This window comes from Geodermatophilus sp. URMC 61 (genome assembly GCF_052931555.1).
The window spans coordinates 2,017,764-2,037,237 of the sequence record NZ_JBRFHZ010000002.1 but is presented as its reverse complement, the minus strand read 5'-3'; the positions used below and the strand labels follow the sequence as shown (position 1 = coordinate 2,037,237).

At 75.3% G+C, this 19,474-nt stretch carries 21 protein-coding genes; 11 read left to right on the top strand and 10 right to left on the bottom strand.

The window, feature by feature from the left end; genetic code table 11:
• Positions 1-3: 3 nt before the first annotated feature.
• Entirely contained in the window at positions 4-840 is an 837-nt protein-coding gene (locus tag ACU610_RS09385) for a helix-turn-helix domain-containing protein (protein WP_446767435.1), read from the bottom strand.
• 38 nt (positions 841-878) lie between these two features.
• Here ACU610_RS09385 and ACU610_RS09380 point away from each other — a divergent pair, with 38 nt between their 5' ends.
• Positions 879-1,427, top strand: a complete 549-nt coding sequence (locus ACU610_RS09380) for a TIGR03086 family metal-binding protein (RefSeq protein WP_446767434.1) — start codon at positions 879-881, stop codon at positions 1,425-1,427.
• An 8-nt stretch (positions 1,428-1,435) separates the two neighbouring features.
• Here the strand turns inward: ACU610_RS09380 and ACU610_RS09375 are convergent, their stop codons facing one another.
• Together ACU610_RS09375 and ACU610_RS09370 are read right to left on the bottom strand one after the other, a co-directional pair.
• Complete coding sequence (locus ACU610_RS09375) at positions 1,436-2,530, bottom strand: FUSC family protein (protein ID WP_446767433.1); 1,095 nt, start codon at positions 2,528-2,530, stop codon at positions 1,436-1,438.
• On the bottom strand, positions 2,527-2,997 hold the full coding sequence (locus ACU610_RS09370; RefSeq protein ID WP_446767432.1) for a heme-degrading domain-containing protein: 471 nt from the start codon (positions 2,995-2,997) through the stop codon (positions 2,527-2,529). Before ACU610_RS09370 ends, ACU610_RS09375 begins: the two co-directional genes overlap by 4 nt.
• 74 nt (positions 2,998-3,071) lie before the next feature.
• Here ACU610_RS09370 and ACU610_RS09365 point away from each other — a divergent pair, with 74 nt between their 5' ends.
• From ACU610_RS09365 to ACU610_RS09345, 5 genes are all read left to right on the top strand, one after another.
• On the top strand, positions 3,072-4,061 hold the full coding sequence (locus tag ACU610_RS09365) for a YihY/virulence factor BrkB family protein (RefSeq protein ID WP_446767431.1): 990 nt from the start codon (positions 3,072-3,074) through the stop codon (positions 4,059-4,061).
• Between the two features lie 180 nt (positions 4,062-4,241).
• Positions 4,242-5,225 carry an ATP-binding cassette domain-containing protein gene (locus tag ACU610_RS09360; RefSeq protein WP_446767430.1) on the top strand — a complete coding sequence of 328 codons (984 nt, stop codon included), beginning with the start codon at positions 4,242-4,244 and terminating at the stop codon, positions 5,223-5,225.
• Positions 5,222-6,055: an ABC transporter permease gene (locus ACU610_RS09355; RefSeq protein WP_446767429.1), complete on the top strand. Its 834-nt coding sequence runs from the start codon at positions 5,222-5,224 to the stop codon at positions 6,053-6,055. Before ACU610_RS09360 ends, ACU610_RS09355 begins: the two co-directional genes overlap by 4 nt.
• Before the next feature lie 345 nt (positions 6,056-6,400).
• Complete coding sequence (locus ACU610_RS09350) at positions 6,401-6,589, top strand: hypothetical protein (RefSeq protein ID WP_446767428.1); 189 nt, start codon at positions 6,401-6,403, stop codon at positions 6,587-6,589.
• Between the two features lie 69 nt (positions 6,590-6,658).
• A complete protein-coding gene (locus tag ACU610_RS09345; protein WP_446767427.1) occupies positions 6,659-7,870 on the top strand; it encodes a low temperature requirement protein A in 1,212 nt (403 codons plus the stop codon).
• A 7-nt stretch (positions 7,871-7,877) separates the two neighbouring features.
• Here the strand turns inward: ACU610_RS09345 and ACU610_RS09340 are convergent, their stop codons facing one another.
• Entirely contained in the window at positions 7,878-8,480 is a 603-nt protein-coding gene (locus tag ACU610_RS09340) for a TMEM175 family protein (protein ID WP_446767426.1), read from the bottom strand.
• 354 nt (positions 8,481-8,834) lie between these two features.
• Here ACU610_RS09340 and ACU610_RS09335 point away from each other — a divergent pair, with 354 nt between their 5' ends.
• Together ACU610_RS09335 and ACU610_RS09330 are read left to right on the top strand one after the other, a co-directional pair.
• Positions 8,835-9,437 carry an alpha/beta fold hydrolase gene (locus ACU610_RS09335; RefSeq protein ID WP_446767425.1) on the top strand — a complete coding sequence of 201 codons (603 nt, stop codon included), beginning with the start codon at positions 8,835-8,837 and terminating at the stop codon, positions 9,435-9,437.
• 22 nt (positions 9,438-9,459) lie between these two features.
• Positions 9,460-9,900 (top strand): NAD(P)H-dependent oxidoreductase, encoded by a 441-nt coding sequence (locus ACU610_RS09330; protein ID WP_446767424.1) that lies wholly within the window; start codon positions 9,460-9,462, stop codon positions 9,898-9,900.
• Between the two features lie 20 nt (positions 9,901-9,920).
• Here ACU610_RS09330 and ACU610_RS09325 read toward each other — a convergent pair whose 3' ends face one another.
• The 3 genes from ACU610_RS09325 to ACU610_RS09315 all read right to left on the bottom strand — a co-directional run bounded on the left by ACU610_RS09325 (position 9,921) and on the right by ACU610_RS09315 (position 14,056).
• A complete protein-coding gene (locus ACU610_RS09325; protein WP_446767423.1) occupies positions 9,921-10,691 on the bottom strand; it encodes a hypothetical protein in 771 nt (256 codons plus the stop codon).
• 84 nt (positions 10,692-10,775) lie between these two features.
• The gene (locus ACU610_RS09320) at positions 10,776-12,323 is read right to left on the bottom strand and encodes an alpha-amylase family glycosyl hydrolase (RefSeq protein WP_446767422.1); all 1,548 of its coding nucleotides are present in this window, start codon (positions 12,321-12,323) and stop codon (positions 10,776-10,778) included.
• Positions 12,320-14,056 carry a pyruvate dehydrogenase gene (locus ACU610_RS09315; protein ID WP_446767421.1) on the bottom strand — a complete coding sequence of 579 codons (1,737 nt, stop codon included), beginning with the start codon at positions 14,054-14,056 and terminating at the stop codon, positions 12,320-12,322. The genes ACU610_RS09320 and ACU610_RS09315 overlap by 4 nt, the downstream gene beginning before the upstream one ends.
• A 155-nt stretch (positions 14,057-14,211) precedes the next feature.
• Between ACU610_RS09315 and ACU610_RS09310 the strand changes: the two genes are divergently transcribed.
• Positions 14,212-14,967: a response regulator transcription factor gene (locus ACU610_RS09310; RefSeq protein WP_446767420.1), complete on the top strand. Its 756-nt coding sequence runs from the start codon at positions 14,212-14,214 to the stop codon at positions 14,965-14,967.
• Between the two features lie 35 nt (positions 14,968-15,002).
• Here ACU610_RS09310 and ACU610_RS09305 read toward each other — a convergent pair whose 3' ends face one another.
• Complete coding sequence (locus ACU610_RS09305; RefSeq protein WP_446767419.1) at positions 15,003-15,185, bottom strand: DUF6186 family protein; 183 nt, start codon at positions 15,183-15,185, stop codon at positions 15,003-15,005.
• Positions 15,182-15,568 (bottom strand): hypothetical protein, encoded by a 387-nt coding sequence (locus ACU610_RS09300; RefSeq protein WP_446767418.1) that lies wholly within the window; start codon positions 15,566-15,568, stop codon positions 15,182-15,184. The genes ACU610_RS09305 and ACU610_RS09300 overlap by 4 nt, the downstream gene beginning before the upstream one ends.
• 32 nt (positions 15,569-15,600) lie before the next feature.
• Here ACU610_RS09300 and ACU610_RS09295 point away from each other — a divergent pair, with 32 nt between their 5' ends.
• Positions 15,601-16,281, top strand: coding sequence for a CPBP family intramembrane glutamic endopeptidase (locus ACU610_RS09295; RefSeq protein WP_446767417.1), 681 nt, complete (start codon positions 15,601-15,603; stop codon positions 16,279-16,281).
• A gap of 120 nt (positions 16,282-16,401) precedes the next feature.
• Positions 16,402-18,255: a hypothetical protein gene (locus tag ACU610_RS09290; RefSeq protein ID WP_446767416.1), complete on the top strand. Its 1,854-nt coding sequence runs from the start codon at positions 16,402-16,404 to the stop codon at positions 18,253-18,255.
• Here the strand turns inward: ACU610_RS09290 and ACU610_RS09285 are convergent.
• Positions 18,252-19,439: an alpha/beta hydrolase family protein gene (locus tag ACU610_RS09285; protein WP_446767415.1), complete on the bottom strand. Its 1,188-nt coding sequence runs from the start codon at positions 19,437-19,439 to the stop codon at positions 18,252-18,254. The genes ACU610_RS09290 and ACU610_RS09285 overlap by 4 nt on opposite strands.
• Between the last annotated feature and the right edge of the window lie 35 nt (positions 19,440-19,474).

Sequence of the window (19,474 nt, the reverse complement as noted above, 5' to 3'; positions counted from 1 at the left end):
CGCTCAGCCGGCGAAGCGGGCGGCGAACGCCCCCGGTGTCATCCCGGTGACCCGGGCGAAGTCGCGGCTGAAGTGCGGCTGGTCGGCGTACCCGAGCAGTGCCGAGACCTCCGCGAGGGTCGTGCCGCGAGCGCGCAGGCGCTCGGCGGCCTCCTGCAGCCGGCGGCGCTGGATCAGCCACTTCGGCGTCAGCCCCAGCCGGCGGCGCACCAGCCGCTGCAGGGCCCGCTCGGACAGGTCGAACGCGGCGCACACCTGGGCCACCCGGGTCACCGCGTGGTCGCCCTCCACGAACGCGACCACCCGGTTGACCAGCTGGCCCTCGGGGTCGACGGGCAGCAGCGGCCGCAGCGCGTCGCCGAAGGCGTCCATCGCCGCCCGGTGCGCGGCGGGGGACGTCGAATCGCCGGTCATGGCCGCCCGCACCCGCGCGGTCAGCCGCTCGCCATCGGCCCCGAGCACCTGGGCCAGCGGGACGTGCCGGTCGGTGTACGGGGCGACCGACCCGCGCGCGACGAGCGCGCCGGCGGCCGGGGCGCACATGACCCCGACCGCCCAGCCGTCACCGGTGAGCGTGGTCGTCGACAGGCCGGAGACGACGCCGTGGAAGCGGGCGTAGTCGCCGGAGACCACGAGCAGCGTGACCGGGTACTGCAGCACCTGCTGCGGCGCCTCCCGGCCGGGCGGGACCGACCAGACCGGGATCCAGAAGCGCTCCAGCAGCCCGGTGAACTCCGGTGCGGCCGCGTAGCGGTACATCACGTGCGAGGCGTCGCCGGGGGAGCGCAGGTGGGCCCGCTCGACGTGGTCGAGGCGGCGCGGGGCGGTGTCGGGTTCCATCAAGACCCCACCCTGCCCGGCTCCCTAGCGTCGCGGCCATGACGACACCCATCGCCGCCGCCTACGCCGCAGCCGACCGCCCCCTGACCGCCGTCCTCGACGCCGTGCCCACCGCCGCGTGGGACCGGCCCTCGACCTGCGAGGGGTGGACCGTACGGGAGGTCGTCCGACACATGGTGCAGACCCAGCGGGAGTTCCTCACCGACCGTGGGGTGGACCTCGGCGAGGAGCCGGACGTGGACGCGGACCCGGCGGCGGCGTGGCGGGCCCACGCGGCGCGGGTCGTGGCGGCGGTCTCCGACGAGGCCGTCGCGGAGCAGGCTTACGACGGGTTCTTCGGCCCGACGACGGTCGGCGCCAGCCTCGAGCAGTTCTACGTGTGGGACATGGTCGTGCACCGCTGGGACGTCGCCCGGTCGGTCGGCCAGGACGCCGCGCTGACCGACGCCGAGCTGGACCGCGTCGAGTCCGGGGCGGACGCGTTCGGCGACGCGCTGTACATGGAGGGCATCTGCCGGCCCGGGGCGCAGCCGCCCGCGGACGCCGGGCGCGAGGCCCGGGTGCTCGCCCGGCTGGGCCGCGGCTGACCCGCTGCTCAGCCGGCGGGGTCCCGCGCGGGGAGGGCGTCCAGCGACCGGCGCACGGCCTGCACGATGTCCCCGGCCACGAACAGGTCGTCGGTGCTGGTGGCCCGGGCCCGGCGGACGGCCTCGGTGAACTCGTGCAGGCAGGCCTCCGCCCGGGCCAGGGCCTCGCGGTCGGCGGCGGCGTCCTCCACCGAGCGCAGCGCGGCGGCCAGCGCGGCCAGCGTGCGGGACGCCGCCGGGCGCAGCGTCGGGCCGAGCGCCACCCGCTCGAACTCAGCCCGCTCGGTCTCGGCGATCACCTGGGTCAGCTGCTCGACCAGCAGGCTCAGCCGCTCCAGCGCGCGGGCCTGCCGGTACTGCGCCTCAGCGGCGGCGCGGTGGTGGCGGGCCCGGCGGTTGCCCCGGCGGGCCTCGGCGGCCTGCTGCACCGCCTCGCGCATCTGGGCCAGCACCGGGTCGATCCGGTGCGTGCGCCGCTGCCACTCGTCCTCGGTGGGCGGGTGCTCCTGCTGCAGCCCGTCGGCGAGGTCCTCGAGCTGGCCGGCCAGGGTGTCGCGCAACGCGCGCAGCCGCTCGGCGGCCGGGGCGAGCGGCAGCGGCGGGAAGGCGGCCGTGACCGCGAGGCCGATCAGCGCGCCGACGGCGGTCAGCCCCGTGTAGGCCAGGACGAAGCCGGGGTCCTGCGTGCCGAGGACGAGCACGAACAGCGCCGAGGTCGCCGTCCAGCTGCCGGAGCTGCCCAGCCGCCGCCAGCCGGCCAGCAGCACCCCGGCAGCGACCACCACGGCGAGGGTGCCGAAGTCGTCGCCCAGCACGGCCGACACCCCGAGGGCGAGGGCGGCGCCCAGCGCGATCGCCGCGACCGACTGCGCGGCCTCCCGGATCGACCCGGTCAGCGTCGTCGAGGTGGCGAACACCGCCCCCAGCGGCGCGTAGTACGGGTACCGCTGGGCCGGGTCGAGGGGCAGCAGGCCCGCCACGTGCCAGGCCAGCGCCGCGGCCAGGGCGGCCTTGACGGCCAGCGCCACCCGCGGGTGGCGCGCCCAGGTCCGCCGCAGCCCGCCCGGCCGGCCGAGCCGGGGGCGCCGGGGGACGGCGGTCACCGGCCCAGGTGCGCCCGGAGGGCAGCCACGACCATGCGGTGGTCCTCCAGCTGCGGCAGCCCGGAGACGACGACGGCGCCGACCGGGCCGACCGAGCGCACGACGACGGGGAACCCACCGCCGTGGGCCGCGTAGAGGGCGGGATCCAAACCGAACTCCTCCTCGAACGTCGTCCCCCGCTCGACCGAGGCCTGCCGCACGTAGAGGCTGCTGTGCCCGAACCGGTGCACGACGCGGGTCTTGCGCTGGATCCAGGAGTCGTTGTCCGGGCTGGTACCCGGCAGCGAGGCGTGGAAGAGCTGGTGGCCGTGCCGGCTGACGTCCACCGCCACCGGGGCGCCGTCCCGCCGCGCGGCCGCCACCAGCGCCGACCCGAGGTCCCACGCGTCGTCGTTGGTGAAGCCGTCGAACTGCAGCTCCTCCTCCTCGGCGGCGAGCTGGGCGAGGGACGGGAAGGAGTCGGCCATGCGTCCTTCCTACCGCGCTCGACACTCCTCCCGCGGGGTAGGAAGGGTGCCCCTCCGGACGACAGGGGTGGCCCATGAGGTGGACCGAGCGGGTCGACCGGTTCCAGCGCCGGCACCCGGCGGCCGGGTTCCCGATCGCGGTGTTCTACAAGTTCATGGACGACGACGGTCACTTCCTCGCCGCGCTGATCACCTACTACGGCTTCCTGTCGCTGTTCCCGACGCTGCTCCTGCTGGCCACCGTGCTGGGGTTGGTGCTGGCCGGGAACCCGGACCTGCAGCAGCAGCTGCTCGACTCCGCGCTGGCCGAGTTCCCGGTGATCGGCCCGCAGCTGGCGCGGCCGGAGGGGCTCGGTGGCGGGGTCACCGGGATCGTGGTCGGGGGGCTGGTCGCCCTCTACGGGGCGCTCGGCATGGGGCAGGCCATCCAGCACGCGATGAACACGGTCTGGGCGGTGCCCCGACACAGCCGGCCGGACCCGATCACCTCCCGCGGGCGCAGCCTGCTCCTGCTGTGCACCCTGGGCCTGCTCGTGCTGGCCAGCACCGTGCTGTCCGCGCTGGGCAGCGGTGCGGCGGCCTACGGCGGGTTCAGCGGATGGCTGCACCTGCTGCTCACCGTCGCCTCCGTGCTGGCGAACGCCGCGGTCTTCGTGCTCGGGTTCCGCATCACCACCGTCCGCCGGCTCACCACCCGGCAGGTGCTGCCCGGTGCCCTGACCGCTGCGGTGCTGTGGCAGCTGCTGCAGTCCTTCGGCGGTGTCTACGTCGCCCGCGTGGTGGCCAACGCCAGCGCCGTCGACGCGGTCTTCGCCCTGGTCCTCGGGCTGCTCGCGTTCATCTACCTGGCCGCGGTCGCGCTGATGCTGTGCGTGGAGATCGACGTGGTGCGGGTGGACCACCTGTACCCCCGGGCGTTGTTCACCCCCTTCGTCGACCACCAGGACCTGACCGAGGGCGACGAGCGGGTCTACTCCGAGGCCGCGCGCGCCCAGCGTGCGGTGCGGCACCAGGAGGTCGACGTCCGCTTCGAGCGCGAGGACCGCGAGACGGAGAGCCCGTAGCCCCGCCCGTCCGGAGCCGGTCGGGGCCGACGAGGCTTGACCTCACGTGCACTTCAGCTCCGACGATCGGTGCCGCGGCTCGCACCCGGAAAACCGGTGGCGGGCCGATGACCCGGCCGCGCACATTCCGTCGTAGGGACGACGGACGCCGCACCGCACACGCCGCTCGAGGGAGTCGGGATGACCGCAGGGAGCGCACTCGCCATCGAGGCGACCGGCCTCGAGAAATCCTTCGGGGACACCCGCGCCGTGGCCGGCGTCGACCTCGCCGTCCCCGCCGGTGCCATCTACGGGGTCCTCGGACCCAACGGCGCCGGCAAGACCACGACGATCCGGATGCTGGCCACCATCGTCCCGCCCGACGCCGGCAGGGCCCGGGTCCTCGGCCACGACGTCGTCACCGAGGCCGACGCCGTGCGCGGCCTGGTCAGCCTCACCGGTCAGCTCGCCTCCGTCGACGAGGAGCTCACCGGCCGGGAGAACCTCGTCCTCATCGGGCGGCTGCTGGGCCACCGCCGGGGCGCCGCCCGCGCCCGGGCCGACGAGCTCCTCGAGGCCTTCGGCATCGCCGGCGCCGCCGGGAAGCTGGTCAAGCACTACTCGGGCGGCATGCGCCGGCGGCTGGACATCGCCGCGAGCATCGTCGTCACCCCGCAGCTGGCCTTCCTCGACGAACCCACGACCGGACTGGACCCCCGCTCGCGCGGTCAGGTCTGGGAGATCGTCCGGGCGCTGGTGGCCGAGGGGACGACGGTCCTGCTCTGCACCCAGTACCTCGAGGAGGCCGACCAGCTGGCCGACGGGATCGTGGTCATCGACCACGGCCGGGTCATCGCCGAGGGCACCCCGGGCCAGCTCAAGGCCTCGGTGGGCACCGGCTCGCTGCACGTGCGGCTGCTCGACCCCGGCCAGCGTGCGGAGGCCGCCCGCGTCCTCGAGGCCGCGGTCGGCAGCGTGGTGCTGGAGCCCGACCCGGCCGCACTGTCGGCGGCCTGCCCCGACCCCGGGCTCGCCGCACTCGGCGTGGGCGAGCTGGGCCGCGCCGGCCTCGGCATCGCCGAGTTCGCGCTCGGCCAGCCCAGCCTGGACGAGGTGTTCCTGGCCCTCACCGGCCACCTCGCCGAGGAGCAGCCCACGGACACCCTGGAGGACCAGGCGTCATGACCGCCACGACCACCCCGGGAACTGCCGACACCGCCGCCGTCCGCCGGGCGATCGCCTCCACGGCACGGCCGCCCCGGCCGGGACCGCTGTCGACCGCGCTGACCTTCGGCTGGCGCGGGATGCTCAAGATCAAGCACGTCCCCGAGCAGCTGATGGACGTCACCATCACGCCGGTGCTGTTCGTGCTGATGTTCACCTACCTGTTCGGTGGTGCCCTCGCCGGCTCGACCAGCGCCTACCTGCACTACGTGCTGCCCGGCATCCTCGTCATGTCGGTGGTCTTCACGACCGTCTACTCGGGCGTGGCGCTCAACACCGACCTCACCAAGGGCGTCGTCGACCGGTTCCGGTCCCTGCCGATCTGGCGGCCGGCGCCGCTGCTGGGCGCGCTGCTCGGCGACAGCGTCCGCTACGTCGTCGCCGGCACGGTGATCCTCGTGCTGGGCGTCGTCCTCGGGTACCGGCCGGAGGGTGGGGTGGCCGGGGTCCTGCTGGCGCTGGGGTTGGTCGTCGTCTTCTCGTTCGGGCTCTCGTGGGTGTACTCCGCGCTCGGCCTGGTGCTGCGCTCGCCGAGCGCGGTGCTGAACGGCGGGTTCACGGTGCTCTTCCCGCTGACGTTCCTGTCCAACGTCTTCGTCGACCCGGCCACGCTGCCCGGCCCGCTGCAGGCCTTCGTCGAGGTCAACCCGATCTCGGTGCTGGCCACCGCGTGCCGCTCGCTCATGGCCGGCACCCCCGACGGCACCGCCATCGCCGTCTCCCTGGCCGTGGCCGCGGCGCTGGCCGCGGTGTTCCTGCCGGTCACGACCCGCCTCTACCGCAGCCGCTGAGGACCACGGTGACGGCCGTGGTGCCGTCGGACCCGGACCCGTCGGGATCGGTGCGGCCGCTGGAGGACTCGATCCGCACCGACCTCGGCTCGGCACCGCGTCGGGCTCCCCGTCGCACCGGTACCGCGCGGTCGAGTCCGTCCCCGGCGGGCCCTGCGGGAAATCGATGGCGCCGCCTGTCACGTCCCGAGCACCGTTTCCGTCGGTAGGTGGGAGCAGGGTGCGCACCCACCGAGGAGAGGACGAGGCATGACCGCACGACCAGGCAACACCGGTGTCCTTGTGGCCCTCCCGCCGGGAGGTCGAGCATGGGCACCCTGGCGCACCCGACGAGGAGGAGCCGACATGGATCCCGATCCGCGTGAACCGACCGGAGACCTCGGCTACGACATGGCGCACGACGACATGGCCCAGGTGAGCGGCGGCCGGCCGCGCTCCCGGGGCGAGGCCGCGCAGCGCGCCCCGGCGGACGACGGCCGCGACGACGCCGCGGGGGACTACGCCTACGACGAGGCACACGACTTCCGGCGCTGACGTCCTGCCCCGGCGTGGCGGCGCCGCGCCGGGGTAGGGGAGGGGGCACCCCTCGACCCTGGGAGCGTCGTGACCGACCGCACCTCCCCCCGATCCGCCCTCGGTGCGCTGACCGGCGCCCTCGTCCGGGCGCCGGAGCTGCGCACCGACGAGGAACGCTCGGCCTCCCGCCTGGAGCTCTTCTTCGACCTGGCGTTCGTCCTCGTCGTCGCGGAGCTGGCTCTCGACTTCCGCGCCGACGTGACCTGGCACGGCGAGCTGGTCTTCGCCGGGCTGTTCACCACCGTCTGGTGGGCGTGGGTGAGCGCGACCCTCTACGCCAACCGCTTCGACCACGACGACGTCGTCTACCGGCTGCTCAAGCTCGGCTCGATGGCCGCCGTCGTCGGGATGGCCGCCACCGCCACCGAGGCGACCGGCACCTACTTCGGCGTCTTCGTGGGTTGCCAGCTCGCGCTGCGGGCGACGCTGTTCCTCCAGTACCTCCGCGCCCACCTGCACGTGCCCGGTGCCCGGCCGATCGCCCGGCTGTACATGATCGGCACCGCCATCGGGGCGCTGCTGTGGGTGGTCTCCCTCGCCGTGCCGCGCCCGGTCGGGTTCGCCCTGTGGGCCGCCGCCATCCTGGTCGAGGCGCTGGTGCCGCTGCTGGCCACGCGCTCGTCGGCCGACGTCCCCCTGCACGTCGAGCACCTGCCCGAGCGGTTCGCGCTCTTCGTGATCCTGGTGCTCGGCGAGTCGGTGGCGGGCATCGCCCACGGGCTGCACGACGCCCACTGGACGGGATCCGGACTCCTGGTCGCGGCGCTCGGCTTCGTCCTGGCCGCGGCGCTGTGGTGGAGCTACTTCGACCTGGCCGGGGCCCGCGCCAAGCAGCTGCTCAGCGAGGTGGGCGGGGAGCGCAGCGACCACTCGCACGACGCGTACGTCTTCGGGCAGCTGCCGTTGACCCTGGCGCTGGCCACCGTCGGCGCGGGGCTGGAGCTGGCCGTGGTGCAGAGCGGCGAGGGCGAGGTGCCGATCGGCACCCGGCTGGTGCTCGCCGGTGGGGTGGCGGTCTACCTGCTGTCGGTGTCCGTCACCGAGGTGGGGATGTCCAAGCGGGGGGCGCGGCGCGGGTTGTGGTGGCCGGTCGCCGCGGCTGCCGTCGCCGTCGTGGACGTCGTGCTGGAGCTGCCGGCCGCCGTCGTGGTCGGCGCGCTGACCGCCGTCGTCGTCGCGGTGGTGGTCGTCGGCCTGGTCGAGCGGGCCACCGGCCGTCTCGACGTCGAGGAGGTCTGAGGGCGGCTCAGTCCGCCCGGCGCGGGAGCGCTCGGCGGGCCGGGCCGGGCAGGAGGAGCAGGAGCAGCGAGAGATAGCCGATGGCCGGGACGGCGACGCCGACGACCAGGGCCAGCACGAAGGTGCCCGTGGTGAGGAGCGCACCGGGCAGGTCGTCCTCCGCCGGGTCGGCGCCGGCGCGGCGCAGATACGGACGGCGCACGAGGAGGAGGGTGAGCAGGGTCAGGCAGGCGGAGCTCACCGTCATCGTGCCGATGTAGACGGCGATCGCGAGGCGCTCGTCGCCGTAGACCGCTGTCACCTCGGTGGCGAAGGGCAGCAGCACGATCGTCAGCGTCCAGACCAGGTTCACCAGCACGAACGGCCGGTCGTAGGAGCCGACCCGCTCGACGATCCGGTGGTGCACCAGCCACAGCTGGGCGATCACCGCGAAGCTCAGCGCGAAGGCGCCGAACCGGCCGGCCTCGGCGACCAGGAGGGCGTCGAGGTCCACCACCTCGCCCTCGTCGGGGAGGACGTCCACGAGGGGCAGGACGAGCAGCGTGATGGCGATCGCCACGATGGCGTCGAGGAAGGTGATCAGCCGGTCGAGGCCCCGGTCGGTGCGCACCGCCGCAGGCTAGGGGCGCAGGTTTCTGGGTGGGGTGGTCGGAGCGCCCGCCGCCGGGTACGGGCCGCAGCATGCGCGAGCGACCAGGTCACGGCGGACGACCCAGACCCCGGGAGAGCCGCATCGAACTGCCGGACGGGCGGGCGATGGCGTACGCGGAGTACGGCGACCCGGCGGGCCGGGTGGTGCTCGGCTGCCACGGCTCGCCGAGCTCGCGGCTGGAGCGCCACGTCGAGGACCCCGAGGACTACCGGCGCTGGGGCGTGCGGTTCGTCGTGCCCGACCGGCCGGGCTTCGGCCGCTCCGACCCGCAGCCGGGACGGCGGGTGGTCGACTGGCCGGACGACGTGGCGGTTGCTGGACTCGCTCGGTGTGGGCGAGTTCTCGGTCCTCAGCCTCTCCGGCGGTGCGGCCTACGCGCTGGCCTGCGCCGCCGCCTTCGGCCCCCGCGTACGGGCCGTCGGCGTGCTCGGCGGGGCGCCGCCGCCCGACGTCCCGTGGCCCTGGCCGCAGTGGGTGCCCCGACGGCTGCGGGTGGCCGCGCACCGGCCGTCGTCGGCGGCGCTGCTGCGGCCGCTGTTCGCTCCGGTGGCGCTGCGCCCGGCGGCGATCCCGCGCTACCTGCAGGCACGGCTCAACCCGGCCGACCGGCGGGTGATCGGACGTCCCGAGGTACGGCGGATCCTGTCCGAGACCTTCACCGAGGGGTTGCGCAACGGCGCGACCCCGCTCGCCGAGGACCGCGCCCTGCTGTTCCGGCCGTGGGGGTTCCCCCTGTCGTCGGTGCGCCAGCACGTGCACGTCTGGCACGGCACGCAGGACTGGCAGGTGCCCGCCGGGCTCGGCCGGGTGCTGGTCGCGATGCTGCCCCGCTGCACCGCGCACTGGCTGGTGGGGGAGGGGCACTTCGCCGTCTTCGACCACGCGGCGGAGGTCTACGGCGCGCTGCGCCCCTGACCGGGCGGGGGAGGATGGGCACGTGCCGCGGCTGCTCGTCGTCCACCACACGCCCTCGCCGTCCCTGCAGGCCGTGCTCGAGGCGGTGCGGGAGGGCGTGGCGCTGGTCGAGGAGGTCGAGCTCGAGGTCCGGCCGGCGCTGTCGGCCGGGGCCGCGGACCTGCTCGCCGCCGACGGCGTCCTGCTCGGGACGCCGGCCAACATCGGCTACATGTCCGGGGCGCTCAAGCACTTCTTCGACACCGTCTACTACCCGTGCCTGGACGCCACCGTCGGTCTCCCGTACGGCGTGTACGTGCACGGCAACGACGACACGTCCGGCGCGCTGCGCAGCATCGAGCGGATCACCGGCGCCCTGCGGTGGAAGCAGGTCGCCGCGGCCCTGAGCCTGACCGGCGCCCCCGGCCCGGCCGACCTCGAGTCCGCCCGCGAGCTGGCCGCCACCGTCGCCGTGCAGCTGTAGCGGACTCGTCCCCGGGCTCCTCACCGCCGCTCGGCGGGGGCCGCGCCGGGAGCGGCCGGGATCCCCGGGTGCGCGTGCCGCGGCGGCACCTCGGTGAACAGGTCCACCAGCGCATCCCAGCGGGTCCGGCGGCCGGCGGGGAAGCGGGCCTCGGCGCGGGCCCGCCGGTGCGAGCCCGGCCGGTACCAGCGGTGCGCCCAGAACGAGCCGGGCCGGGCCAGCCGCACCGCGCCGACCAGGGCCACCAGCGGGACGAAGACGCCGACGACGCCGAGCACGACCCGGCCCTTGAGGATCGCGGCCAGGGCGAAGAACAGGTTGACGACGACCGTGATCCACAACACCAGCTCGCTGCCGGCGTCGTCGGCGTCGAACGGGTTGGCGCCGACGAGCAGCAGCCCGCCGACGACGAGCGCGACCATGACGGCGTCGATCGAGCTGCGGCCCTGCCGGCTCCAGTAGACGTCCTCGAGGTGCAGCCACAGCGCGAACTCGTCCAGGGTGAGCGCGGCGCCGGCCCCGAACAGCACCGCCAGCAGCTGCACCCAGGGCGTGCCGGGCCGGTAGGTGAACTCCAGCGTGCCGGCGCCCAGCAGCAGGAAGATGCCGTAGACCTCGTGGTGCACGTGCACGCCGCCGACGCTGGCGTCGCGGAACGGCCCGCGGCCGGTCCGGATCGCCCGGGTGACCAGCCGGGTGACCAGGAAGGTCACCAGGAACGCCAGCACCATCCAGGCGACGACGCTCCGGCGCCCGGCCAGGTCGGGCAGCAGTTCCGGAGTGACCTGCACCCGCCACCTCCGCCCGCCGCCTCGACCGCTGGGGCCCCGGTCGCCGCCGATGGTGGTGCCGGGGGCGGTTCCCCGACAAGCGGCTCAGCCGCCGTGCAGGCGGAGCAGGACGGCCTCGTCCGGCTGCAGCACCAGGTCGCGCACCACCGAGGACGGGCGGCCGGGGTCGGTGGAGACGAGCAGGGTGGCCTCCTCGCCCGGGACGAGGGTCCGTGGCCCGAGGCCGAGGTTGACGGCGGCCAGCAGCCGCTCGTCGCCGTCCTCCCGGAGCCAGGCCAGCACGTCGGGCGCGGCGTCCAGCATCCGCTGCCGGCCGGTCTGCAGGGCGGTGGAGGCGGCGCGCAGCTCGCCGAGGCGGCGCACCAGGGACAGCGTGGACGACGGGTCGGCGGCCTGGCGCTCGACGCAGAGCCGCTCGGCGTCGGCGACCAGCGGCAGCCAGGGCTCGCCGGTGGTGAACCCGGCCCCCGCGCCGGCGACCGACGGCGGCCGCCAGGGGAGCGGCGCCCGCTCGGGGTCGCGGCCGTCGACGTCGACCACCCGGTCCGGCGGGACGATAGCGTCGGGCAGCCCCAGCTCGTCGCCCTGGTAGAGGAACGGCGTGCCGCGCAGCGCGGTCAGCAGCAGCGCGACGGCCCGCGCCCGTGCCGGGCCGTGCCCGCCGTCGTCATAGCGGGTGGCGATGCGGGAGTGGTCGTGGTTGCCGAGGAACCACGCGGGCCAGGCCTCGGGCTCGGCCTGCGCCTCGAACTCCTCGATCGCGGCGCGGAAGGCGCCGGCGTCCCACGGCAGGTGGACGAAGACGAAGTTGTGCGCCAGGTGCAGCTGGTCGCCGCCGGTGAGGTAGGCCAGCACGCGGCGCAGGTCGAGCAGGTAGACCTCGCCGACGACCATCCGGTCGGGGAACTCGTCGACCACCCGCCGGATGCCGCGCAGCCGCCCGTGCGCGGTCTCCCAGTCCTGGTCGTGCCGGCGGTCGGAGCCGGCGTTGCTGCGCAGCAGCGGGTCCTTGGCCAGCCGCTGCAGCGCGTCGATGCGCAGCCCGTCGACACCGCGGCCCAGCCAGAACCGGATCGTGTCGTGCATCGCCGCCTCGACCTCCGGGTGCTCCCAGTTCAGGTCCGGCTGCTGCGGGGTGTACGAGTGCAGGTACCACTGGCCCGTGGGCTCGTCGTACGTCCAGGCCGGGCCGACCGCGGCGAACTCCGAGCGCCAGTCGTTGGGCGGCCCGCCGTCGGGGGCGCCGTCCCGCCAGACGTACCAGTTCCGCTTCGGGTCCTCGCGGGAGGAGCGGGAGGCGCGGAACCACGGGTGTTGGTCGGAGGTGTGGTTGGGCACCCAGTCCAGCACCACGCGGATGCCCCGCGCGTGGCAGTCGGCGACCAGGTCGTCGAGGTCGGCGAGCGTGCCGAACAGCGGGTCGACGTCGCAGTGGTCGGAGACGTCGTAGCCGAAGTCGGCCATGGGGGAGGGGAACACCGGCGAGAGCCAGACCGCCGTGACGGACAGCCCGGTGAGGTGGTCCAGGTGCGCCCGCAGGCCGCGCAGGTCACCGACGCCGTCGCCGTCGGAGTCGGCGAACGACCGCGGGTAGACCTGGTAGACCGCGCCGCGCCGCCACCAGCTCGTCACGGCCGCGGGATGTTCCGCAGGTTGCTGCGCGCCAGGTCGATCATCTTCCCGACGCCGCCGCCGAGCACCTGCTTGGTGGCCGACGTCGCGAAGCCGCGGATCTGCTCACCGGTGATCGCCGGCGGGATGGACAGCGCGTTCGGGTCGGTGACGAACTCCATGAGCACCGGACCGGGGTCGGCGAGGCCCTTGGCCAGGGTGTCCCGGACGTCGCGGGGGTCCTCCACCCGCATCGACCGGATGCCCACGCCCGCGGCGATGGCGGAGAAGTCCGTCGGCTCGTGGTCGGTCTCGAAGTCGGGGATGCCGTCGACCATCATCTCCAGCTTCACCATGCCGAGGGAGGCGTTGTTGAACAGCACGACCTTCACCGGCAGCCGGTGCAGCCGCACGGTGATCAGCTCGCCGAGCAGCATCGCCAGGCCGCCGTCCCCGGACATCGACACCACCTGCCGGTCCGGCGCGGCGAGCTGCGCGCCGACGGCGTGGGGGAGGGCGTTGGCCATCGAGCCGTGCCGGAAGGAGCCGATGACCCGGCGGCGGCCGTTGGGTGTCAGGTAGCGGGCCGCCCACACGTTGCACATCCCGGTGTCGACGGTGAAGACGGCGTCGTCGTCGGCGAGGTCGTCGAGCTGCGCGGCCACGTACTCGGGGTGGATGGGCCGCATCCGCTCCACCCGGTGGGTGTAGGCGTCGACCACCTTCTCCAGCGCCTCGGCGTGCTGCCGGAGCATCGCGTCGAGGAAGCGCCGGTCGGTCTTCTGCTCCAGCAGGGGCAGCAGCGCCCGGATCGTCTCGCCGACGTCCCCGTGGACGGCGACCTCCAGCGGGCTGCGCCGACCGAGGTGACCGGCGTCGGCGTCCACCTGCGCCGTCCGCCGCTGGGGCAGGAAGTTGGTGTACGGGAAGTCGGTGCCGAGCAGCAGGAGGAGGTCGGCCTCGTGGGTGGCCTTGTGCGCGGCGCCGTAGCCGAGCAGCCCGTTCATCCCGACGTCGTACGGGTTGTCGTACTGGATCCACTCCTTGCCGCCGAGGGCGTGCCCGACCGGGGCCAGCACCCGCCCGGCCAGTTCCACGACCTCGTCGTGCGCGCCCGCGCATCCGGCGCCGCAGAACAGCGTGACCGTGCGCGCCGCGTTCAGCGCGTCGGCCAGGGCCTGCACCTGCTCGGGCACCGGGCGCACCGGTGAGGGCCGGGAGACCAGGGCGGTGGGCACGGTGGGTCCGCCGGACTCCTCGGCGGCCAGGTCACCGGGCAGGACGACGACCGAGACCCCGCGCCTGCCGACGGCGGTCTGGATGGCCACCCGCAGGGCGTGCGGCATCTGCTTGGGCGTGACCACCTCGCACCAGTACGAGCAGTCCTGGAAGGTGCGCTCCGGGTGGGTCTCCTGGAAGAAGCCCGTCCCGATCTCCTGCGACTGGATGTGCGAGGCGATCGCCACCACCGGGGCGCCGCTGCGGTGGGCGTCGTAGAGCCCCTGGAGCAGGTGGGTGTTGCCCGGTCCGCAGGAGCCGGCGCACACCGCCAGCTCGCCGGTCACCTGGGCCTCGGCGGCGGCCGCGAACGCGCCGCCCTCCTCGTTGCTGACGTGCACCCACTCGATGCCGTCGGTGTGCCGGACGGCGTCGACGACGGGGTTGAGGCTGTCGCCGACCACGCCGTAGATGCGGCGGGCACCGGCGTCCCGGAGCATGCGGACCAACTGGGCGGCGACGGTCGGGTGGGCCATGGCGGCTCCCTGGGGGCGGAGCGGGGCGGCTCGGGCTGACCGCCGCCCCGGACGGTACGTGGACCCGGCGGTCCGGGGGAGTGCGCCACTGCCGGTCGACGCTCCGGTGGCTGACGGTCGCCGCTCCGGCCGGAGACCTGAGTACCCTCCCGCAGGTGCCACCCAGGGCCACGTGTCTCGCGCGGTGGCTCGAGCTGGTGGGCGACGCGCTGACGCAGCCCGCCGGGGAGCGCTTCCCGCACCAGGACGTGGCGCAGCTGCTGCAGACCTCCTTCGAGGCCGCCTGCTGCTCCCTGCACGTGGTGAGCGGCACCTGGGTCGACAGCGTCGAGGGGTGCTGGCCCGCCGGCTACCTGCCGCCGATCGCCTCGCTGGAGCGTCCGCCCGACGCGACCTGGCACCCCCTGATGCGCTGGTACGCCCACACGGCGAGCACGGGACCGCAGGTCCTGGGGGCGGTGCCGGCGGCGATCGCGGACCGGTCCCTCATGGAGGGCTGGACGGCCTTCGCCCGCCCCTTCGGGATCACCCACCAGCTCGCTCTGCCCCTCGTCGCCGGGGACGGCGTCCAGACCTACCTGCTGAGCCGCCCGGACGACGACTTCGGCGACGACGACGCCGACCTCGCCGCACTGGTCCAGCCGGTGCTCGCCGCCCTGTTCCGCCAGCACCAGCTGCTGGCGCAACGGGCGGCCTCGCAACTGACGTCGGCGGCGGGGACCGGCCTGACCGGACGGGAGACGGCCGTCCTCCAGCTCCTCGCTGCTGGTCTCACCGCCGGGTCGATCGCGCACCGCCTGGGCTGCTCTCCCCGGACCGTGCACAAGCACCTCGAGCGGCTGTACCGGAAGCTGGACGTGAGCGATCGGATGGCGGCGGTCCAGGAGGCCCGTCGTCTCGGGCTCGTCTGACCGCACCGGACGGAGTCGGCCGCGGAGGCAACTCCTCACCGGGCGAGGAAGTGCACCCCCAGCCACAGCCAGGCGAGCAGCACCGCGACCCGCCCCGGTGTCGTGCGCATGGCGGCGCCGATGGCCTCGCCGGCGGTCGCCGGTCCCGCGCCGCGTCGCGCGACGGCCTCCAGGACGAGGGCGGCGACCAGCAGGACGGCGAACCCCGCGGCGGTCACCCCGGCTCCCGGCGCGCGGGACGGGTGACCAGCCAGGCGCCGGCCGCCAGCCAGGCGAGGGTCGCCCCGGCGCGCACCACCGGAGCGGCGAGCAGGGGGTCGGCGAGGTCGCTGAGCGTGGGCAGGTCGTCGTCGGCCAGGACGACCAGCTCCCAGGCGACGGCCACCGCCAGCCAGCCGAGCCACGGCGCCCCCCGTCGGCCGACCGGCGGGGCCGCCGCTCCGGCGCGCCGGGCCAGGCCCACCGCGGTGACGACGACACCGGCGGCGGCCACGGCCAGCAGGGCGCCCGTGGACAGCTCGCCGGCGACGGCGACCGTGGCGGCACAGGCGGCGGCCGCGGTTCCGCAGGTGAGCCGGCGCGCGGAGCGGGAACACCGCATCCGTGCATGCTGGCGCAGCCGACCGCAGGAGGGTGCTGCTCCTCGTCGCGGCGCTCGTCCCCGTGCTCGGCGCCTGGAACAACCTGGTGGTGCACCGGCTCCCGGGCCGGCCCGGCTCCTACGTCGTGGCCAACGTCGCGGCGACGGCCGTGCTGCTCGCCGCCGCCCGCGCAGCCGGGCTGTCGTGGGCCGAGCTCGGGTTCGACCGCCGCCGCCTCGCGGCGGGTGCGCGGTGGGGCGGCGCCTGTGTGGCGGTCGTCGCGGCCGGCTACGGCACGGCGCTGGCGGTCCCCGTGCTGCGGCCACTGCTCGGTGACGCCCGAGCGGCGGACCTGGACGGCGGGGAGCTCGCCGGGCAGACGCTGGTCCGGATCCCGCTGGGGACCGTCCTGTGGGAGGAGGTCGCCTTCCGCGGGGTGCTGCTGGCCGCGCTGGGCCGGCTGCTGTCCCGGCGCGGCGCGACCGGCACCTCCGCCGCCTTGTTCGGCCTCTGGCACGTCCGACCCACGCTCGGGGCCCTGGCGGCGAACGACCTGGCTGGCGGGCCGCTGGCGCGCACCGGCGCCGTGCTGCTCGCCTGCCTGGGCACCGCCGCCGCCGGCGTCCTCTTCGCGGAGTTGCGGCTGCGCAGCGGCAGCCTGCTCGCCCCGGCCCTGCTGCACCTGGCCACGAACTCCCTGGGCCTGCTCGCCGCGGCCACCGTGCACCGTTGACGGCCCCCTCCTCCACCCGCCTCGTGGAGGACCCCCTGCCCTCCACCCACTCGCAGGCTCGCGGCGGGACCCGGCAGGGAGCCAACGGGCCCCGGGACGGGCCTCCCTACAATCGCGCCGATGACGACGGCGAGGTGGCGGGCGGCGCTCGCGGTCCTCGCGGTGGTCGCCGGGGCGCTCGCCGTGCTGACCAACCTCACGCTCTTCCCGCTCTACTCGCTCAACCGGGACGACTCGGTCTACGTCGCCATGGCCCGGCTGCTCGAGACCGGCACCGTCACCCTGCCCGCCGACCACGACGCGTTCCGGCCCTGGGCGTCCGCGGTGGTCGGCGACCGGGTCGTGCTGAAGTACACGCCGCCCTGGCCGGCCGTGATCGCCGCCGGCGAGCTGCTCACCGGCTCGCCGCGGGCGGCCCTGGCGGTCAGCGCCGCGGCGGCCGCGGTGCTCGTGGCGCTGCTGGCCGCCGAGGTGCTGCGCGACCGCGCCGTCGCCCTCACCGCCGGCGCGCTGTTCGCCCTGTCCCCGGTCGTCGTGGTGCAGAGCGGCACCTTCCTGCCGTACCTGCCCGCGCTGGCGCTGGGCCTGGGCGCCGCCGTCCTGCTGCTGTCGGGCGCGCGGCTGGGCTCGACGTCGCGGCTGGTCACGGCCGGCGTGGTGGCCGGGGTCGCCGCCTTCGCCCGGCCCTTCGACGCGCTGCTCACCGTCGCGCCGTTCGCCCTCGCCGTCCTGCTGGCCCGGGAGCGCGGTGGCCTCTCCCGCCCCGGCCTGGTCCTCCGGGTCGCCGCCGGGGCGGTGCCGGTGCTGGTGCTGGTGCTGGTCTACAACGCCGTCGTGGTCGGCGGCCCGTTCCGGCTGCCGTTCACCGTCACCGGTCCGCAGGACACCTTCGGTTTCGGCGACCGCGGCGTCTTCCCCCAGTACACGGTGCACTTCACGGCCGCCGACGGCGTGGCCGGGATGCTGGCGAACCTGGTCGCCACGCCGGGCTGGGTGGCCGGCGGGGTCGTCCTCGTGGCGCTGGCCGTCCTCGGCCTGGTGCGCAGCCGGGTCCCGGCGCGGTGGCCGGTCGCCGCGCTCGCGGTCGTCGTGCCGCTGGGCTACCTGCCGTTCTGGGGGCCCTGGGCGATCAGTGCGCAGTGGGAGGGCCTGGAGCTGTTCGGCCCCTTCTACTGGCTCCCGGTCGTCGTCCCGCTGGTCGTGTTCGGCGCCGCCGGTCTGGCCGTGGTGATCCGACGCGGGCGGGCGCTCACGGCCGTCGTCGTCGCGGCGATGGTCGGACTCACCGCGCTCGCGGTGCCCGGCCCGGTGACCGGGAACCGGGCGGTGACCGCGGAGTACCGGGCCGTGCAGCGGGTGGTCGAGGGCGCCGGCCTCGACGACGCACTGCTGTTCCTGCCGGAGCGGGGCGACCTGGGCTTCGAGAGCGACACCCCGTTCCTGCAGAACGACCCGTCGCTGCGCCAGCCGGTGCTCTACGCCGAGCAGCGCGGCGCGGCCGACCTCGCGCTGGCCGCGCGCTTCCCGGACCGCTCCCTGCACCGGCTGGCGGAGGACGACGACGGCCCGCCGGTCGTGGAACCGCTCCGCGTGGACGCCGGTCCGCAGGTCACCCTCAGGCTGAGCTTGAGCCCGCTTCCGGGCGCCGTCGCCTACCTGCGGGTCGGCGACCGCACGTACGAGCAGCCGCTGGGCCCGGCCGGCGAGGTGGGCTGGACCGTCGCCGCACCCGGCGCGGCGGCCGACCCCGGGGCGGTGGTGCTCGAGGACGACGGCGTGCTCGCCGTCGGCCTGGCCGTCCGCGCTCCGGGGGACGACGGCCCCGGCGACCGCTGGGAGCGGCGGGTCGCCTACCGCACCGTCGACGACGGGGCCCGGGTGGAGGTGCTGCGGCCGGGACAGGCCTGGGCGCGGACCGACGGCGGCGGCTGGCGGCCCGACGCGACCGGCAGCCCGGTCGAGGAGCTCGGCTAGCCGAACCGCCGCTCCAGCCAGTCGAGGACCCGCTCCCCGCGCAGGCCGACGGCGAGCGGCTCGCAGTGCCCGTCCGCGCCCTCCTCGGCGGTGAACCGCACGAGCTCCTTGGGGCCGGGCAGCATCTCGTACAGCTGCCGCGACTGGCCCGGCCAGAACTGCTCGTGCTCGGGGTCGGTGACCAGCACCGGGCAGGTGATCCGCCCGACGACGTCCTCGGTCAGGGTGTACGCGCGGGCGGCGGTGAGGAAGTCGAACGGCGAGGTGGTGCCGTAGGGCCGCATCCGCCACGTCATCATCGCCTGGACGCGCGGGGCCAGCCGCAGCACCAACGCCATCTCCTTGTCGAAGACCTCCCGCTCCCCGGCGTCGAGCAGCCGCACGAGGTGGTGCGGCAGGTGGGCCAGCATCACCGCGGCCACGTCGACCACGCCCGGATCGGCGACGGCGGCGGCGACGCGGTGCTCGAATGCCACCGCGCGGGGCACCCAGTAGCCGGCCTGGCTGACGCCGACCAGGGCCAGCCGCCGCGGGTCGACGTCGGGACGGGCGAGCAGGGCGTCGACGATCGGGGTGACGACGTGTTCCCAGTCGGGCCGGAAGTGCAGCCCCTGGCGGACGAGGGCGGCGTTCTGGCCGGGTCCGTCGAAGGTCATCGCGTTCCACCCGCGGGCCAGGGCGCCGGAGATGCCGCGCACCCAGGCGCCGACGACCGATCCGTCGCTGCCGTTGTTGTAGACCAGCGTGGGCCGGGGCTCGTCCGGCCCACCGGACCGGAACAGGTAGCCGGGCAGGGTGGTGCCCTCGTACGGGATCTCCAGGCGCTCGACGGCGAGGTCGGTGGCGTCGACGAACGCGTCCCAGGCCTGCCGGTGCCGCTCCCAGGTCGCGGCGAACAGGCCGTCCTCGCCCGTGCGGTCGGCCGCCCCCGTCACGGCGGCGAGGTAGTTCGCGGCGCGCAGCGCCCGCGCGGCGGTCGAGGCGGTGCTCCCGTCCTCGGTCAGCAGCCGGTCCGCGGTGGCGGTCCACTCGTCGACCCAGGAGCGGGCCCGGCCGTCGGAGATCCGGTCGACGGTGGTCAGCACCTCGCCGACGTCCGCGGCCCCGGCGAACACCCCACCGAGCAGGTTGCGGGTGGCGAAGTCGAAGTCCTCGTCCTGGAACAGCCGGCGCACGGCGGTCACCTCCCGGGTGGTCCGACGACGATCCCGTGCACCCG

Coding starts and splice junctions, on each gene's coding strand:
- ACU610_RS09350 (WP_446767428.1), top strand. CDS start 6,401: ATGGATCCCGATCCGCGTGAACCGACCGGAGACCTCGGCTACGACATG.
- ACU610_RS09300 (WP_446767418.1), bottom strand. CDS start 15,568: ATGCGGTGTTCCCGCTCCGCGCGCCGGCTCACCTGCGGAACCGCGGCC.
- ACU610_RS09290 (WP_446767416.1), top strand. CDS start 16,402: ATGACGACGGCGAGGTGGCGGGCGGCGCTCGCGGTCCTCGCGGTGGTC.
- ACU610_RS09360 (WP_446767430.1), top strand. CDS start 4,242: ATGACCGCAGGGAGCGCACTCGCCATCGAGGCGACCGGCCTCGAGAAA.
- ACU610_RS09355 (WP_446767429.1), top strand. CDS start 5,222: ATGACCGCCACGACCACCCCGGGAACTGCCGACACCGCCGCCGTCCGC.
- ACU610_RS09365 (WP_446767431.1), top strand. CDS start 3,072: ATGAGGTGGACCGAGCGGGTCGACCGGTTCCAGCGCCGGCACCCGGCG.
- ACU610_RS09370 (WP_446767432.1), bottom strand. CDS start 2,997: ATGGCCGACTCCTTCCCGTCCCTCGCCCAGCTCGCCGCCGAGGAGGAG.
- ACU610_RS09315 (WP_446767421.1), bottom strand. CDS start 14,056: ATGGCCCACCCGACCGTCGCCGCCCAGTTGGTCCGCATGCTCCGGGAC.
- ACU610_RS09380 (WP_446767434.1), top strand. CDS start 879: ATGACGACACCCATCGCCGCCGCCTACGCCGCAGCCGACCGCCCCCTG.
- ACU610_RS09385 (WP_446767435.1), bottom strand. CDS start 840: ATGGAACCCGACACCGCCCCGCGCCGCCTCGACCACGTCGAGCGGGCC.